11 protein-coding genes are annotated in these 18161 nt (G+C 50.3%); 9 read left to right on the top strand and 2 right to left on the bottom strand.

Annotated elements, in window-relative coordinates; genetic code table 11:
* Nucleotides 1–62 precede the first annotated feature (62 nt).
* Nucleotides 63–1256 (top strand): hypothetical protein, encoded by a 1194-nt coding sequence (locus tag K7B67_RS08210; protein ID WP_252179862.1) that lies wholly within the window; start codon nucleotides 63–65, stop codon nucleotides 1254–1256.
* 186 nt (nucleotides 1257–1442) lie between these two features.
* Here the strand turns inward: K7B67_RS08210 and K7B67_RS08205 are convergent, their stop codons facing one another.
* The gene (locus K7B67_RS08205) at nucleotides 1443–2723 is read right to left on the bottom strand and encodes a type II toxin-antitoxin system HipA family toxin (protein ID WP_252179861.1); all 1281 of its coding nucleotides are present in this window, start codon (nucleotides 2721–2723) and stop codon (nucleotides 1443–1445) included.
* On the bottom strand, nucleotides 2720–2998 hold the full coding sequence (locus tag K7B67_RS08200) for a transcriptional regulator (RefSeq protein ID WP_252179860.1): 279 nt from the start codon (nucleotides 2996–2998) through the stop codon (nucleotides 2720–2722). The genes K7B67_RS08205 and K7B67_RS08200 overlap by 4 nt, the downstream gene beginning before the upstream one ends.
* 218 nt (nucleotides 2999–3216) lie before the next feature.
* On the opposite strand from K7B67_RS08200, the gene K7B67_RS08195 reads away from it, so the two are divergent.
* The 8 genes from K7B67_RS08195 (at nucleotide 3217) to K7B67_RS08160 (ending at nucleotide 18096) form a co-directional block, all read left to right on the top strand.
* Nucleotides 3217–6756, top strand: coding sequence for a DEAD/DEAH box helicase (locus K7B67_RS08195; protein ID WP_252179859.1), 3540 nt, complete (start codon nucleotides 3217–3219; stop codon nucleotides 6754–6756).
* A 284-nt stretch (nucleotides 6757–7040) separates the two neighbouring features.
* Nucleotides 7041–8615: a hypothetical protein gene (locus K7B67_RS08190; protein ID WP_252179858.1), complete on the top strand. Its 1575-nt coding sequence runs from the start codon at nucleotides 7041–7043 to the stop codon at nucleotides 8613–8615.
* Nucleotides 8616–8712: 97 nt separating this feature from the next.
* Entirely contained in the window at nucleotides 8713–10206 is a 1494-nt protein-coding gene (locus K7B67_RS08185; RefSeq protein WP_252179857.1) for a hypothetical protein, read from the top strand.
* A 99-nt stretch (nucleotides 10207–10305) separates the two neighbouring features.
* Nucleotides 10306–11781 (top strand): hypothetical protein, encoded by a 1476-nt coding sequence (locus K7B67_RS08180; RefSeq protein ID WP_252179856.1) that lies wholly within the window; start codon nucleotides 10306–10308, stop codon nucleotides 11779–11781.
* 100 nt (nucleotides 11782–11881) lie between these two features.
* Nucleotides 11882–12805, top strand: a complete 924-nt coding sequence (locus K7B67_RS08175) for a hypothetical protein (protein WP_252179855.1) — start codon at nucleotides 11882–11884, stop codon at nucleotides 12803–12805.
* Between the two features lie 74 nt (nucleotides 12806–12879).
* Entirely contained in the window at nucleotides 12880–14793 is a 1914-nt protein-coding gene (locus K7B67_RS08170) for a hypothetical protein (RefSeq protein ID WP_252179854.1), read from the top strand.
* Between the two features lie 75 nt (nucleotides 14794–14868).
* The gene (locus K7B67_RS08165) at nucleotides 14869–16629 is read left to right on the top strand and encodes a hypothetical protein (RefSeq protein WP_252179853.1); all 1761 of its coding nucleotides are present in this window, start codon (nucleotides 14869–14871) and stop codon (nucleotides 16627–16629) included.
* Nucleotides 16630–16704: 75 nt separating this feature from the next.
* Nucleotides 16705–18096 (top strand): hypothetical protein, encoded by a 1392-nt coding sequence (locus K7B67_RS08160; RefSeq protein ID WP_252179852.1) that lies wholly within the window; start codon nucleotides 16705–16707, stop codon nucleotides 18094–18096.
* The last annotated feature ends 65 nt before the right edge of the window (nucleotides 18097–18161 follow it).

Raw genomic sequence — 18161 nt, 5'->3', positions numbered from 1 at the left:
CTCTCCAGATTTTGACTAACCTGATTTTCCAATGAACAGTTCAACGACTGGGAAACCAAGCCTTGCTCTCCAAAAATCCATTGACTCTGACCTTGGTCGTTGCCTTTTCTATGCATTGCTCTAATGGCTACGCTCAGGAAAATAGTATGTCTTTGCTGTTTGCTCTGGCTGTCGGCAAGGTGCTGATCAACACCCCAGAGCCCTTTATTCCTGCCACCGGCGTCTCTCCTTACCCCGCCATCGAAGCTAAGGCTTGCCATTGGGCAGTTTCTGATGAAGATTCTGAAAGTGAAGACAGCGGCAGCTCTGATGAAAGCAGCAACAATGGTTCAGACGAAGACGAAACGGATACCGAATCGGATACCGAAACAGATATTCAGTGTGTAAACACGACACCTGATCCTTTTCGAGCATTAAACGCAATCAGTCAGTATTGTGCGACCCTGAGACTGAACATGATTGGGCAGGACGCCATTTCAGACAGTGAAATACCTACTGACAGCACTGACCACACAGGTCGGCTGAAAACGCACAAACAGACCCACCTGCATGCCGACCAGAGACCCAATGGACCTGAGGTGTACCAGTGTGACCATGAAGACTGCAACTACAGCACCGACCGGGCGGGCAGCCTGAAAAGGCACAAACAAACTCACCTGCCTGCCGACCAGAGACCCAAGCCGCACCAGTGTGACCATGAGGGCTGCATCTACAGCACCAACCGCACGTACTATCTGAAAATGCACAAACAGACCCACCTGCCTGCCGACCAGAGACCCAAGGTGCACGCGTGTGACTATGAAGGCTGCAACTACAGCAGCGACCTGGAGCGCGGCCTGAAAAAGCACAAACAAACCCACCTGCCTGCCGACCAGAGACCCAAAAGACCCAAAGTGCACCAGTGTAAACATGAGGGCTGCGACTACATCACCAACCGGACAAACGATCTGAAAAAGCACAAGCAGATCCACCTGCCTGCCGACCAGAGGGCCAAGGAGCACCAGTGTGACCACGAGGGCTGCGACTACGACACCTACCGGGCAGGCGATCTGAAAAGGCACAAACAGACCCACCTGCCTGGCGACCAGAGACCCAAAGTGAAGTGTGACCATGAAGGCTGTAACTACAGCACCTACGAGACGGGCCAGCTGAACAGACACAAACGGATCCACCTGCCTGCTGACCAGAGACCTAAAAGAAAAGCCTATGACCAGCCATCATCTAACAAGAAAAGAAAGAAGGGTGATAAAGAATGATCCCATGCGATGCCGCTTTTAACCCTAAACCTCGACGGCACCTGGGAACATTTTATTTTCTACCATGTCCAATCTGCGTGTCCTGAATTATCCCTTAATCAAAGATTGATCAGCATGACTAACCCCGATAGCTCAAACAGCCCCAGACAAAGTTATCGCCTCAGTCCGGAAGGTTTGTTGCTGGCTTCAACTGAATAACCCTTTATTAGCCCGCCAGGTTTCACGTAACTGTTTACCTATCAGCTTTTGGGTATCAGCCTTAATGTCGAACAATCCGGCCTGATCACTCCAGCTTTGCACAGACTCAACCACTTGCTCAATCACTCGTCTGGCTTGATTCCAGTTTGCAAAATTTGCCTGGCTGGCCAGTTTCTGTATGACCTCTAGTGGCGGCTGGGAACTGTATCCCATATAGGCTGTCATGTGGTTGTTGTAGGGTGTTGGGCTGAAGGTTACGTCATAAAAAGGTGCCAGTGACCAACGACCATGGTCATCCATTAAAAAAGACCAGTTTTTCGTATGGTCATCCTGATTCATAGCAAACAAGTTGAACATAGCCCTGGCAAATTGCTCCTGTGCCACTGCCGGATTCTGGCACAAAATCTGGCTCACTTTCAGCAAATCCTCATAATCCATTGAGGGTTGTCGGAAATCGGCATCCATAAGACCACACAGTGTTTGCATATGAAAATGCCCCCGCTGAGACGGGTGGTTTGAACAATCAAATCGCTTCAATGCCAGCCAGGCTTTTGCACCAGAGTTTCCGGTATCATGAATGAGGTGCCATTGCGGTGTCGTCAATCCAGCTTGTTTTGCCAGAGTTAACCAGAGTGCTTCACACAGGCTTTCTTCATGCCCGAGGGGAAGACTCTTGGCAGTAAATTTTACCAACCAGGGGGTTAGGTGACTTTGTGGCTTAATGCTGACATAGCGGGCATTATCGGAATCAAGCCATACCGACACCTTGGGTCTGGCCCCCCCCGAACCACCAGCCTGAGCCAGAACAGGTAATATCTCTTCAACCTCACCTTCAAAAATTTGTTGAGCCTCCTGACCCAACAGCGCAATGTCTGATAAAGAGTGATCATTCTCAGTGGCATGATCCATAGCCGGTGTATAACTCAGGCTACCCATCCCCCTCTCACCGATGAATGCCAAACGATCCATCGGGGTTACCTGATGTGGAAGTATGCCCTGTTGCCGGAAGGCTCTATCCATTAACAGCAAGCCCCAGCCATCAGGCAGAGAATCGGCAAAAACTCCCTGTAACCCTTGGTGTGGCTGCCTGGGCCCGCGACTCAAGGTAGCGTCAAAGGGCAAGGTGAAAGGAGACAGGCTATGAAAACGACTGAGATAGCTTTCATCATATTGAAAGAAAATACCCTTTTGATTCTGAGCCAACTCACCGACTTTATGCTTTGTCCCGTCACTGAACCTGCGATGTACACTGAGTTTTCGAACCCTCATGTTTTTAATACCTCGCTGATACTACCAGGCATAGACTCAGCTTTTTCTGTCAATGCAACCAGGGCTTCCAGCTGATCAACTGCCTGCCAGAGCAAAATGAACTGCCGCAACGATATCTGCCCGGTTGATTCAAATTTTTTGATCGTTGATGCTGGCACAGAACTCCGCTCTGCCAGACTTTGACGGGACCATTTTTTTGCCTTTCTTCTGTCCATAACCGCAGTGGCTAGCTGCTGCTGAACATCATTGGGTGTTAATAATGACAATAAGCTCATCGTGGTGAGTCACATCCATGAAATATGGATACTATTATAGCTTTTTTTAGGTAAAATACGATATTTTGGACATTATTGTATCCAATCAAATTGAAAGAAAATCATCACCAGAACGGGCAACCCATCTACGAGCTGGTTCTTTCCGCTACCTGAGTGAGCAATACCCTGTCAAAAACGCTACAGTAACCCAGTTACGTAAATAATGAGATGACAAACTAATGGCAACAAACTACGGCCAAACCTGGTGGGGCGAACAATGGCTGGAAGCCTTTAACGGCATTGATTACAGCAACCGCCTGCCCCGTGGGCGCCGCTATGCCGGTAACGGCTCGGTATCCAACATTGAGCTTAAAGGCACCTCAACCCATGCAGATGTTCGGGGAAGACGACCAAGACCCTACCAAGTCAAGGTTCATCTACCGGGTTTTACCACCCACCAGCAACAAAGCATTTTAATGGCCGTCAGCCAGAGCCCGGCTCTGCTTGCTAAATTACTGAACCGGCAACTCCCCGCTCAGATGCTGACGTTGATGGAAAAACAGAACATCCCCCTGTTTCCCAAACGCTGGGATGATATGAAAGCCAGCTGCTCCTGTCCTGACTGGGCAATGCCATGCAAACATATTGCTGCCGTCATCTATCTGATCGCCAATGAGATTGATAAAGACCCGTTTATGGTGTTCAGGCTTCATGGTATGGATTTACCCGGAGCCATTGAGAAACAAACCGGCATGTCCCTGGCGAAAGCCGACACACCGCCACAGGTGATGTCTTTCTGGCAGCGCGAGCCAGTGTCTGAAGACTGGCAGTTGCCAAAAACCCCAACCTTTGAGTTGCTGGACCTGGCCACTATTGAGCCATTGGGTGAGAGGATTCAGGGCATTCTCACACCAAAACCCTTGTTTTATGGCAAAGAATTTAAAACCGTATTGACTGACTTTTACAAACGCAGCGCCCGTTATGCCAACCAATACGAAAAACAACAGGCGACGGAAAATACACTGGATATTGCTGACTTCAGCCTGACCCAGCTGGTGATCGACCAGAATGGCTGTTTCCACTCGGCCCGAAGCAAGGATAATGGACAGACTGTATCGGAACCGAACGAATGGATCAGCCTGCTGGCATCGTTACGCAATATTCACAGCCCTGAACGTAGCCGATATTTTCACAAAGCGCTGCTCTGGCAATGGCTTTATCGCCTAAGTGTCAAGCTGGTGCAGCAACATGCTGCTATTCCGGCCGTCTTTATGCAACAGGATGACCTGACGCTGATACAGTGGCAACCAGCACTGCTTAGTGAACCGGTGAAAAAGCAGCTACAGATATTCTACGACGTGTGTCCACCGGATTTCGTGGTATTAGAAACAACCCAGAAAAACCGCAAAAAGCCTCAGCTGCATTATGCAGACAGCCAAACCCAGATTCATCTGGCCATCAACGCCATCATCAGCTTCTTTATGGAACAAGCCATGGAAGCAGGGCCCGATAAATACTGGGAAGAAGATGTCTGTCGTCTGTTTTTTGCCGGATCACCCTGCCTGTTTAACGAGTTTGAAACGCTTGCTTACCCCAAGGTCATTCGCAACTGGCTGAACCGACTATCACTGGGAGAGCGAGCGCACCGTCTGCACCTGCTGGTGGCAGAGGTGGAGAGCCCGGAAGCAGATGATCAGATAGCTGACCAGCTATCAGTAGATATCAGGGTTGAACAGAAGCAGACCATGTTGACGCTGCCCGAACTGTTTAAAGAGGGTTCATTATCTGAAACCAAAATAAGCGTGCTGACCGACCTGGCATTACTGGCAGATTATATGCCTGCTATAGAACAGCTTTACCAGACCCAAAAAAAACATCGCCCGCTGCATTACACACTTCAGGCCTTCACTCCCATATTCAGGGAAACCCTCCCTGCCCTGCAAATGCTGGGTATTCAGCTGATACTGCCTAAACGACTGCAAAAGCTGGTGTACCCTCAGCTCAGTTTGTCATTGTCAAAAAGTGACAGTGATAATGCTGTCAGTTATATGAACCTTGACCAGCTTTTGCAGTTTAACTGGCAAGTGGCTTTGGGCGACCAGCGCATTGAAGTCAACGAGTTTAATCAGTTGCTTCAGGGCGCCGATGGTCTGGTTAAAATGCTGGATCAATACGTCATGCTGGATGACAGCAAATTGCAGCAACTGCTTAAAAAACTGGACAATTTACCGGAAACCCTGTCACGCACCGATCTGTTAAAAGCTGGCCTGTCTGGTGAACTGGATGGTGCCAAAGTGGATTTAGGCGACAGTGCCAGACAACTGTTTGAACAGCTGCTCAAAGGCGAACCCGCACCTCTGCCTGCCAGCCTGAATGCTGAACTACGCCCCTATCAGCAGCGCGGCTACGAATGGATGGCGCAAAATGCCCGCATCGGTTTTGGTTCATTATTGGCCGATGACATGGGTCTGGGTAAAACCCTGCAAGTCATTGCCCTGCTGTTGCACCAGAAAGAAAACGGCCAGCTTGATCAACAGAAAGCCCTGGTGGTGGCCCCTACTTCCCTGCTGACCAACTGGCGCAAAGAAATTGAACGTTTTGCCCCGGATTTAAACGTGCAGGTCTATCACGGCAGCAAACGACAGCTAAAGATCAGTGACCATGACGTGATTCTCACCAGCTACGGCCTTATCCGCACCGACAGTGCCTCACTGGCTAAACCACGCTGGCGCACATTGGTCATTGATGAAGCCCAGAACATTAAAAACCCGGGCACTCAGCAAACCAAAGCCATCAAAAAGCTGAAATCCGATATCCGCATTGGCATGAGCGGCACACCGGTTGAAAACCGCCTGCGGGAATACTGGAGCGTGTTCGACTTTACCAATAAAGGTTATCTTGGCACCCAGAAGAAGTTTCAGGAAGAGCTGGCCACCCCCATTGAGAAAGACCGTGACCAGAACTGCCTGGACCGCTTTCGCAAACTCACCAGCCCGTTTATTCTCAGACGACTGAAGACGGATAAAACCATCATCAGCGACCTGCCGGATAAAGTGGAAAGCAACCGCTTCTGCAACCTCAGCAAACAGCAGGCATCCCTTTACCAGAGTACGGTTAACACCATTATGAAAGACCTGCACTCCAGTGAAGAAGGAATTGAACGCAAAGGCATTATTTTCAAACTGCTCAATGCCTTAAAGCAGATATGTAATGCACCGGCGCAATTCCTGAACCACGATCAGGCCAGTGTCGAAGAGTCCGGAAAACTGGCGCTGTTTATGGAGCTGATGCGTGAGGCAATGGATGCTGATGAGAAAGTGCTTATTTTTACTCAGTACACGACCATGGGGGAGTTACTGGTGAATACGCTGCAACAGGAAATGACCCTGGATGTTCCTTTCCTGCACGGCGGCCTGTCCCGCAAGAAACGGGACGAAATCGTCGAAGACTTTCAAAACAATGGACGCACCCGCGCCATGATCCTGTCCCTGAAAGCCGGGGGTACCGGTTTAAATCTCACTGCGGCCAGCCAGGTTGTTCACTACGATCTCTGGTGGAATCCGGCGGTGGAAGCCCAGGCCACCGACCGGGCTTACCGTATTGGCCAGAAACGCAATGTCCAGGTGCATCGCCTGATTACCGAAAACACCTTTGAGGAAAAAATCGATGCCATGATTCAGGGCAAGAAAGAGCTGGCCAACCTGACGGTTGCCAGTGGCGAACAGTGGATTACCGAGTTGTCGGACCAGGAAATCAAGGAGCTGGTGGCATTGGGGTGACTAGCCATTGGTGGAGCTGGGTATGAGACACACCGCCAAACTATTTATGAACGGTCGAAGCCAGACCGTTCGGTTGCCCGCTAACTACCGGTTCGATTGCGATGAGGTATATATTTGGCGTGATCCTGAAACGGGTAATCTGATCATTTCCAAAAAGTCTTGACCAGACTCAGCAACCACAAAAGCCTTTTTTGCCCAGTGCCTGATCGAAACTTCCGACCTCTCTCCAGAATTTGACTAACCTGACTCTCCAATAAACAGTTCAACAACTGGGAACTCAGGCCTTGCTATTCAAAAAACCATTAATTTTATCTTTGACCATGGCCTTTTCTGTGCATCATTCCAATGGCCACGCTCAGGAAAAGAGCATGCCTTCGCTCTTCGCTCTGGCTGTCGAAGAGAGCGAGACCATTGAATGGTGGGAGTTGCAGCAAGAACCTGAAGCGAACCACAGCGACATGCCACGAGTTTGCTTCGATGGTGACATCCTCTTACGGCCAGATACTCGCTATTGCTTTTCTCCTGCCACCGGCGTTTCTCCTGCCACCGGCGTTTCTCCTGCCACCGGCGTTTCTCCTGCCACCGGCGTTTTTCCTGCCACCGGCGTTTTTCCCGACCTTGGCGTCGAAGCTAAGGCTTACTGTAAGGCAGCCTCTGATGATAGTGCCGACAGCGAAGACAGTGGCAGTGGAGACAGCAGCACCTCTGATGAAAATAGCGACAGCAGTTCAGGCGAAGACGAAGCTGATGCCGAATCTAATGTTCAGTATGTAACCACGACATTTGGTCCTTTTCCAGTATCAAATGAAATCAGTCAGTATTATACGAATCTGATACTGAAAAAGATTAAGCAGGAGCCCGTTTCAGACAGTGAAATGCCCACTGAGTCAGAGATACACGTGACAGAAGTGCAGTCTGTTAACCATCCGAAAATCACCTTACCTGCGGACAACACCGACCAGAGACCCAAAGAACCCAAGATGCACCAGTGTGACCATGGGGACTGCAAGTACAGGACCTACCAAATAGGTCACCTGAGAAAGCACAAACAGACCCACCTGCCTGTCGGCCAGAGACCCAGGGTGTACCAGTGTGATCATGAAGGCTGCTACTACAGAACCTACCGAACGTACGATCTGAAAAGACACAAACATACCCACCTGCCTGCCGACCAGAGACCCAAGGTGCACCATTGTGACCATGAAGGCTGCTACTACAGCACCGACCTAAAGAAATATCTGAAAAGACACAAGCAGAGCCACCTGCCTATCGACCAGAGACTCAGGGTGCATCAGTGTGACCATAAGGGCTGCAACTACAGAACTAACCAGACGGGCAACCTGAAAAAGCACAAACAGACCCACCTGCCCATCGACCAGAGACCCAACAAGCTGCACCACTGTGAATATAGGGGCTGCAACTTCAGCACCGACTACACGGGCAACCTGAAAAATCACAAACAGACCCACCTACCTGCCGACCAGAGAGCCAAGGTGCACCAGTGTGACCATGAGGGCTGCAACTACCGCACCCACCTGATGAACAATCTGATAAGGCACAAACAAAGCCACATGCCTATCGACCAGAGAGTCAGAAAGCACCAGTGTGACCATGAGGGTTGCAACTTCAGCAGCGACCGAACGTCCGATCTAAAAAGGCACAAAGAGCTCCACCTGCCTGCTGACCAGAGACCCAAAGCGCACCGGTGCGACCATAAAGGCTGCTACTACAGCACCTACCTGCTGGGCAATCTGAATAGGCACCAACAGACTCACCTGTCTGGCAACCGGAGACCCAAGAGAAAAGCGTATGACCAGCCGCCATCTAACAAGAAAAAAAAGAAGGGTGATAAAAAATGATGACCCCCAACTAACCTCAAAAAAACTTCCGGCCTTTCTCCAGGTTTTGACTAACCTGATTTTCCAATAAACAGTTCAACGGCTAGGAACTCAGGCCTTGCTATTCAAAAAACCATTGATTTTAACCTTGGCCATGGCCTTTTCTGTGCATTACGCTAATGGCCACGCTCAGGAAAAGATCTCCGACACACAGTGCTGGCTTTTTCACGTCAGGGATGCGCTGCCAGAACTTGACGCCACTGGCGCCTCTCCTGCCACCGGTGTCGAAGCTGAGGCTTACAGTCGGGCAGCCTCTGATAATAGTGCCGACAGCGAAGACAGTGGCAGTAAAGACAGCCGCACCTCTGATGAAAACAGCGACAACAGCCCAAGCGAAGACGAAGCGGATGCCGAATCTGATGTTGAGTACGTAAACACGACACTTAATCCTTTTCCAGTATCAAATGAAATCAGTCAGTATTATACGACTATGGTACTAAAAAAGATTAAGCAGGAGACCGTTTCAGACAGTAAAATGCCCACTGAGTTAGAGGTAAACGAGACAGAACCGGACTCTGTTAACCAACAGGGAATCACCTTACCTGTCGACCAGAGACTCAAGATGTACCACTGTGACCATGAAGGCTGCAACTACAGCACGGATGTGACGAAATATCTGAAAAAACACAAACAGACCCACCTGCCTATGGACCAGAGACCCAAAGTGCACCATTGTGACCATGAGGGCTGCAACTACAACACCGACAACACAAGCCATCTGAAAAGGCACAAACAGACACACCTGCCTGCCGACCAGAGACCCAAGATACACCAGTGTGACCATAAGGGCTGCAACTACAGCACCCACCAAATAGATCCCCTGAAAAGGCACAAAAAGACCCACCTGCCTACTAAACAGAAAACCAAAGTACACCAGTGTGACCATCAAGGCTGCTACTACAGAACCTACCTGCCGCCCGATCTGAAAAGACACAAAAAGACCCACCTGCCTGTCGACCAGAGACTCAAGAAGTACCACTGTGACCATGAAGGCTGCAACTACAGAACCGACCGGGCGCACGATCTGAAAAAGCACAAACAGACCCACCTGCCTGTCGACCAAAGACTCAAGATGTACCATTGTGACCATAAAGGCTGCTACTACAGCACCGATCTAACGAGATATCTGAAAAGACACAAACGGAGCCACCTGCCTATAAACCAGAGACCCAAGGTGCATCATTGTGACCATGAGGGCTGCAACTACAACACTGACTACACGAGCAAGCTGAAACAGCACAAACTGACCCACCTGCCTATGAACCAGAGACCCAAGGTGCATCATTGTGACCATGAGGGCTGCAACTACAACACCAACAACACGGGCAACCTGAAAAAGCACAAACAGACCCACCTGCCTATGGACCAAAGACCCAGCAAGCTGCACCCCTGTGAACATGGGGGCTGCAACTACAGCACCGACTACACGAGCAGCCTGAAAAGGCACAAGCAGACCCACCTGCCTATCGGCCAGAGACTCAAAAAAACCAAAAGGAAAGCGTACGACCAACTGCCATCTAACAAGAAAAGAAAGAAGCGTGATAAAAAATGATCCCCCCTCAAACTTGTCTCAAAGAAACTTCCGACCTCTCTCCAAATCTTTACTAACCTGAATTTCCAATAAACAGTCCAAAAACGGGTAACTCAGGCCTTGCTATTCAACAAACCATTAATTTTGACCTTAGCCATTGCCTTTTCTATGCATTACGCTAATGGCCACGCTCAGGAAAAGAGCATGGGTTTGCTCTTCGCTCTGCAAGTATGCTTCGGAAATAACCCCCCCACCCAGATAAGGCTTCTACCTGGCGAAAATGAAGAGAGTGAGGTCATTGAATGGTGGGAGTTGAAGCAAGAACCTGAGGTGAACGACAGCGGTATGGCACAAGTTTGCTTCGGTGATGACACTCTCTTAAAGCCAGACACTCGCTATTGCTTTGCTCCTGACTCTGGCGGCAAAGCTAAGACTTACCGTCGGGCGGCCTCTGATGATAGTGCCGACAGCGAAGACAGTGACAGCGAAGACAGTGACAGCGAAGACAGTGACAGCGAAGACAGTGACAGCGAAGACAGTGACAGCGAAGACAGTGACAGCGAAGACAGTGACAGCGAAGACGGCAGCACTTCTGATGAAAGCAGCGACAACAGTCCAGGCGAAGACGAAGCGGATGCCGAATCTGAAGTTGAGTATGTAAACACAACACTGGATCCTTTTCGAGTATCCAATGAAGTCATTCAGTATTGTGCGGCTCTGGCACTGAAAAAGATTAAGCAGGAGCCTGTTTCAGACAGTGAAATGCCCACTGAATCAGAGGTAAAAGCGACAGAAGCAGACTCTGATAACAACCTGAAAATCACCTCACCTGCATGCAGCACCAAGCGTATGAGCCGTCTGAAAAGACGCAAACAGACCCACCTGCCTGCCGACCAGAGACCCAAACAAACCAAGGTGCACCAGTGTGAGCATGAGGGCTGCAACTACAGCACCAAACTGGCAGGCAATCTGAAAAGGCACAAACAAATCCACCTGCCTATCGACCAGAGAGCCAGAAGATACCCGTGTGAGCATGAGGGCTGCTACTTCAGCAGCACCTACTTGTGCACTCTGAAAGAGCACGAACAGACACACCTGCCTATCGACCAGAGATCCGGAAGACAACAGTGTGACCATAAGGACTGCAACTACAGCACCGTCCGAACGCACGATCTGAAAAGGCACAAAAAGACCCACCTGCCTGCTGACCAGAGATCCAAAGTGCACCAGTGTGACCACGGAGGCTGCTACTACAGCACCGACCGGATGATCGATCTGAAAAAACACAAACAGACCCACCTGCCTGTCGATCAGAGACTCAAGAGGTACCAGTGTGACCATGAACACTGCTACTACAGAACTAACCTGAATAAGCTACTGAAAAGACACAAACGGATCCACCTGCCTATCGACCAGAGACCCAAGGTGCACCAATGTGACCATGAGGGCTGCATCTACAGCACCGACATTAGGGGCAATCTGAAAAGACACAAACTGAACCACCTGCCTCTCAGCCAGAGACCCAAAAGACCCAAAAGGAAAACGTATGACCAGCCACCCTCTAACGAGAAAAGAAAAAGGGATGATAAAGAATGATCCGCCCCTCAAACTTGCCTCAAAGAAACTTCCGACCTCTCTATAAATCTTGACTAACCTGACTTCCCAATGAACTGTTCAACGACTGGGAACTCAGGCCTTGCTATCCAAAAAACCATTGATTTTGATCTTGGCCATGGCCTTTTCTGTGCATAGTTCTAATGGCCACGCTCAGACCGACGTCTTTCCTGCCACTGACGTCGAAGCTAAGGCTTACAGTCGAGCAGCCTCTGATGATAGTGCCGACAGCGAAGACAGTGACAGCGAAGACAGTGACAGCGAAGACAGTGACAGCGAAGACAGTGACAGCGAAGACAGCAGCACCCCCGATGAAAACAGCGACAACAGTCCAGGCAAAGACGAAGCGGATACCGAATCTGATGTTGAGTATGTAAACACGACATTTAATCCTTTTCGAGTATCAAATGAAGTCAATCAGTATTGTACGACTCTGATACTGAAAAAGATTAAGCAGGAGCCCGTTTCAGGCAGTGAAACAGCCACTGAATCAGAAGTAGACTTAACAGAAAGGGACTCTGTTAACCACCCGAAAATCATCTCACCTGATCACAGCACCCATCAGACGAACCATCTGAAAAAACACAAACAGACTCACCTGCCTGCTGGCCAGAGAGCCAAAGTGCACCAGTGTGACCATGAAGGCTGCTACTACAGCACCAACCGGGCGTACGATCTGAAAAAGCACAAACAGACCCACCTGCCTGCTGACCAGAGAACCAAAGTGCACCAGTGTGACCATGAAGGCTGCTACTACAGCACCGACATACAGGGCAATCTGAATAGGCACAAACAGACCCACCTGCCTGCCGACCAGCGACTCAGGAGTTACCAATGTGACCATGAGGGCTGCCACTACGACACTGACCGGGTGAGCTCTCTGAAAGAGCACAAACAGACCCACCTGGCTGCCGACCAGAGACTCAAAAGACCCAAAAGACCCAAAAGGAAAGCGTATGACCAGCCGCCATCTAACGTAAAAAGAAAAAAGGATGATCAAGACTGATCCTCCGACTTCTTCTCCAGATTTTTACTAACCTGATTTCCCAATAGACCGTTCAACGACTGAGAAGCCAAGCCTTGCTATCCAAAAAACAACTGATTTTGACCTTGGCCGTGACCTTTTCTATGCATAGTTCTGATGTCCACGGTCTAGAAAAGAGCCTGCCTTCGCTCTTCTCTCTAGCTGTCGGCAAGGCACTGATCAACACCCCGAAGCCTTTTATTGAGGTCTCAGTACGTCTGGGAAACAACCCACCCACCCAGATAAGGCTTCTACCTGACGAAAGTGAAGAGAGTGAGGCCATTGAATGGTGGGAATTGAAGCAAGAGCCCGAGGCGAACGACAACGATATACCGGGAGTTTGCTTCGATGATGACATCCTCTTAAAGCCAGGCTATTGCTTTTATCCTGCCACCGGCGTTTATCCTGCCACCGGCGTTTATCCTGCCACCGGCGTTTATCCTGCCACCGGCGTTTATCTTGCCACCGGCGTTTATCCTGCCACCGGCGTCGAAGCTAAGGCTTACAGCAGGGCCGCCTCTGATGATAGTGCCTACAGCGAAGACAGTGACAGTAAAGACAGCGGCACTTCTGATGAAAGCAGCGACAGCGGTTCAAACGAAGACGAAACTGATAGCGAATCTGGCATTCAGTATGTAAACACAACACTGGATCCTTTTCGAGTATCCAATGAAATCATTCAATATTGTGCGACTCTGGCACTGAAAAAGATTAAGCAAGAGCCTGTTTCAGACAGTGAAATGCCCACTGAATCAGAGGTAAAAGCGACAGAAGCAGACTCTGATAACAACCTGAAAATCACCTCACCTGCATGCAGCACCAAGCGCATGAGCCGTCTGAAAAGACGCAAACAGACCCACCTGCCTGCCGACCAGAGACCCAAGGTGCACCAGTGCAACCATAAGAGCTGCGACTATTGCACCACCCATGCGTCCCTTCTGAAAAGGCACAGACAGACCCACCTGACCGCCAACCAGAGAGCCAGAATACCCAGAATGCACCAGTGTCTCCATGAAGGCTGCAACTACAGCACCAACAACACGGGCCATCTGAAAGATCACAAACGGACCCACCTGCCCGCCGACCAGAGGACCATGAGACTCAGGGTGCACCAGTGTAACCATGAGGGCTGCCACTACAGCACCGACATTACGGGCAATCTGAACAGGCACAAACAGACCCACCTGCCTGCCGACCAGAGACTCAAGATGCACCAGTGTGACCATGAGGGCTGCCACTACAGAACCGACCGGGCGAGCGATCTGAAAAAACACAAACAGATCCACCTGCCTGCTGACCAAAGACCCAAGAAACCCAATAAACCCAATAAACCCAAAAAAACCAAGAAACCCAAGCGACACCGGTGTGTCCATAAAGGCTGCCACTACATCACTAAAAACACAGGCCATCTGAAAGATCACAAACAGACCCACCTGCCCGCCGACCAGAGAGCCACGGGGCCCAAGGTGCTCCGGTGTGACCATGAGGGCTGCTACTACAGAACCGACCGGGCGAGCGATCTGAAAAAGCACAAACAGATCCACCTGCCTGCTGACCAAAGACCCAAGAAACCCAAGAAACCCAAGCGACACAGGTGTGTCCATAAAGGCTGCCACTACATCACTAACAACACAGGCCATCTGAAAGATCACAAACAGACCCACCTGCCCGCCGACCAGAGAGCCACGGGGCCCAAAGTGCTCCGGTGTGACCATGAGGGCTGCCACTACAGAACCGACATGACCGGCAATCTGAACAGGCACAAAAAAATCCACCTGCCTGTCGGCCAGAGGCCTAAGGGACCAAAGATGCACCGGTGTGACTATAAGGGCTGCGACTACAGCACCGATCGGTCGGGCAATCTGAACAGGCACAAACAGGCCCACCTGCCTGCTGACCAGAGACTCAAGAGAAAAGCGCATGACCAGCCGCCCTCTAATAGGAAAAGAAAGAAGGTTGATAAAGAATAGAAACCTCCGACCTCTCTCCAGATTTTGACTAACCTGATTTCCTGATAAACATTTCAACGATTAGGAACTCAGGCCTTGCTATTCAAAAAACCATTGATTTTGACCTTGGCCATGGCCTTTTCTGTACCTGGTTCTAATGGCCACGCTCAGGAAAAGAGCATGCCTTTGCTCTTCGCTCTGGCTGTCGGCAAGACGCTTATCAGCCCCCCGAAGCCCCTTATATGCTTTGGACATAACCAACCCACCCGGATAAGACTTTTACCTGACGATAACCCGAAAATTGGCTTCCACTCTCCGGGCGTCGAAACGATTCTTCTCTTGACATCTGTTGAAGAAGAGAGCGAGGCGATTGAATGGTGGGAATTGGAGCAGGAGCCGGAAGCGAACCACAGCGACATGCCAGGAGTTTGCTTCGATGATGACATCCTCTTAAAGCCAGGCATTCGCTATTGCTTTTCTGCCAACCCTGGCATCGAAGCCAGGGCTTACAGTAGGGCCGCCTCTGATGATAGTGCCTACAGCAAAGACAGTGACAGCGAAGACAGTGACAGTGAAGACAGCGGCACTTCTGATGAAAGCAGCGACAGCGGTTCAAACGAAGACGAAACTGATGGCGAATCTGGCATTCAGTATGTAAACACAACACTGGATCCTTTTCGAGTATCCAATGAAGTCATTCAGTATTGTACGGCTCTGGCACTGAAAAAGATTAAGCAGGAGCCTGTTTCAGACAGTGAAATGCCCACCCCAAAAATGCACAAACGAACCCTCCTGCCTGCCGACCAGAAACCCAAACAAACCAACGTGCACCAGTGTAACCATGAGGGCTGCCACTACCACACCGGCCGGGCAGATCATCTGAAAACGCACAAACAGACCCACCTGCCTGCCGACCAGAGATCCAAACAAACCAAGGTGCACCAGTGCAACCATGAGGGCTGCTACTACCGCACCGGCCGGGCAGACCATCTGAAAAAGCACAAACAGACCCACCTGCCTGCCGACCAGAGACCCAAACAAACCAAGGTGCACCAGTGTGACCATGAGGGCTGCCACTACCGCGCCGGCCGGGCAGGCCATCTGAAAAGGCACAAACGGATCCACCTGCCTGCCAACCAGAGACTCAAAAAAAACAAGGTGCACCAGTGTGACCATGAGGGCTGCCACTACCGCACCGACCGGGAAGGCCATCTGAAAAGGCACAAACAGACCCACCTGCCTGCCGACCAGAGAGCCAGGGTGCACCAGTGTGACCATGAGGGCTGCCACTTCAGAACCGACCATTCGAGCAATATGAAAATGCACAAACAGATCCACTTGCCTGCCGACCAAAGACTCAAGGTTCACCACTGTGACTATGAGGGTTGCCACTACCGCACCGACTACACGTCCCATCTGAAAGAGCACAAACAGACCCACCTGCCTGCCGACCAGAGACTCAAAAGACCCAAGAAGCACCAGTGTGACTATAAGGGCTGCAACTACGGCACCGACCGCAGGGGGCACATGAATAATCACAAACAGACCCATCTGCCTGCCGACCAGAGACCCCAAAAAAACAAGGTGCACCAGTGTGACCATGAGGGCTGCCACTTCAGAACCGACCGGACGAGCAATCTGAAAATGCACCAACAGACCCACCTGCCTGCCGACCAGAGACCCCAAAAAAACAAGGTGCACCAGTGTGACCATGAGGGCTGCAACTTCAGAACCGACTGGCCGTGCAGTCTGAAAAAGCACAAACAGACCCACTTGCCTGCCGACCAGAGACCCAAACGGAAAGCCTGTGACCAGCCACCCTCTAACGAGAAAAGAAAGAAGGTTGATAAAGAATAGAAACCTCGGACCTTTCTCCAGATTTTGACTAACCTGATTTCCCAATAAACATTTTAACGACTGGGAGGCCAGGCTTTGCTATACAAAAAAACCTTGATTTTGACCTTGGCCGTTGCTTTTTCCGTGCATTGCTCCAATGGCCACGCTCAAGAAAATACTATGTCTTTGCTTTTCGCTCTGACTGTCGGCAAGGCGCTTAGCAAGACCCCGAAGCCCTTTATTGAGGTCTCAGTACGTCTGGGAAACAACCAACCCAGCCAGATAAGGCTTCTACCTGGCGAAAGTGAAGAGAGTGAGGCCATTGAATTAAACGACAGCAACATAACAAAAGTTTGCTTCGGTGATGACGTCCTCTTAAAACCAGACACTTACTATTGCTTTACTCCTGACTCTGACGTCGAAGCTAAGGCATGCTGCCGGGTAGCCTCTGATAACGGTTCTGACAGTGAAGACTCTGATGAAAACAACGACAACTGTTCAAATGAAGACAAAACTGAGACCAAAACTGATGCTCAGTATGTAACCTCGACATTTAATCCCTTTCGAGTATCAGATGAAATCAATCAGTATTGTGCGACTCTGGAACTGAAAAAGATTAAGAAGGAGCCGGTTTCAGACAGTGAAATAGCCACTGAGTCAAAGGCAAAAGTGACAGAAGCGAACTCTGTTAATCCCTCGGAAATCACCTCACCTGATTACTGCATCGATCAGACAGGCCATCTGAAAGCGCACAAAGAAAGCCGCCCACCTGCCAACCAAAAACCCAAGAAACCCAAGAAACCCAAGGTGTACCAGTGTGACCATGGCGGCTGCAACTACAGCACTGACCACACGGGCAACCTGAAAAACCACAAGCAGAAGCATCTGCCTGCCGACCAGAGACCCAAGGTGCAACACTGTGACCATGAGGGCTGCAACTTCATCACGAACCGGACGGGCAATCTGAAAGCGCACAAAAGGACCCACCTACCTGCCAACCAGAGATCCAGGCTGCACCAGTGTGACCATGAGGACTGCAACTACCGCACCGACAACATAAGCCATCTGAAAAGGCACAAACAGGCCCACCTGCCTGCCGACCAGAGACCCAAGCCGCATAAGTGTGACCATGAGGGCTGCAACTACCGCACCGACAAGGTAGGCAATCTAAAATCGCATAAACAAACCCACCTGCCTGCCGACCAGAGACCCAAGCCGCATAAGTGTGACCATGAGGGCTGCAACTACGGCACCGAACACGCGGGCAATTTGAATAGGCACAAACAGACCCACCTGCCTGCCGACCAGAAACCTGAAAGGCCCAAAGTGCACCAGTGCCACCATGAGGCCTGTAACTACATTACCGACCGCCCGAACCATCTAAAAAGACACAAACAGACTCACCTGCCTGCCGACCAGAGACCCAAAAGGAAAGCGTATGACCAGCCGCCACCTAACAAGAAAAGAAAGAAGGGTGATAAAGAATAGAAACCTCTGATCTTTCTCCAGATTTTGACTAACCTGACTTCCCAATAAACAGTTCAACAACTGGG

The organism is Endozoicomonas sp. 4G (genome assembly GCF_023822025.1).
Classification (GTDB): domain Bacteria; phylum Pseudomonadota; class Gammaproteobacteria; order Pseudomonadales; family Endozoicomonadaceae; genus Endozoicomonas_A.
This window is presented reverse-complemented; position numbering and strand designations above follow the sequence as displayed.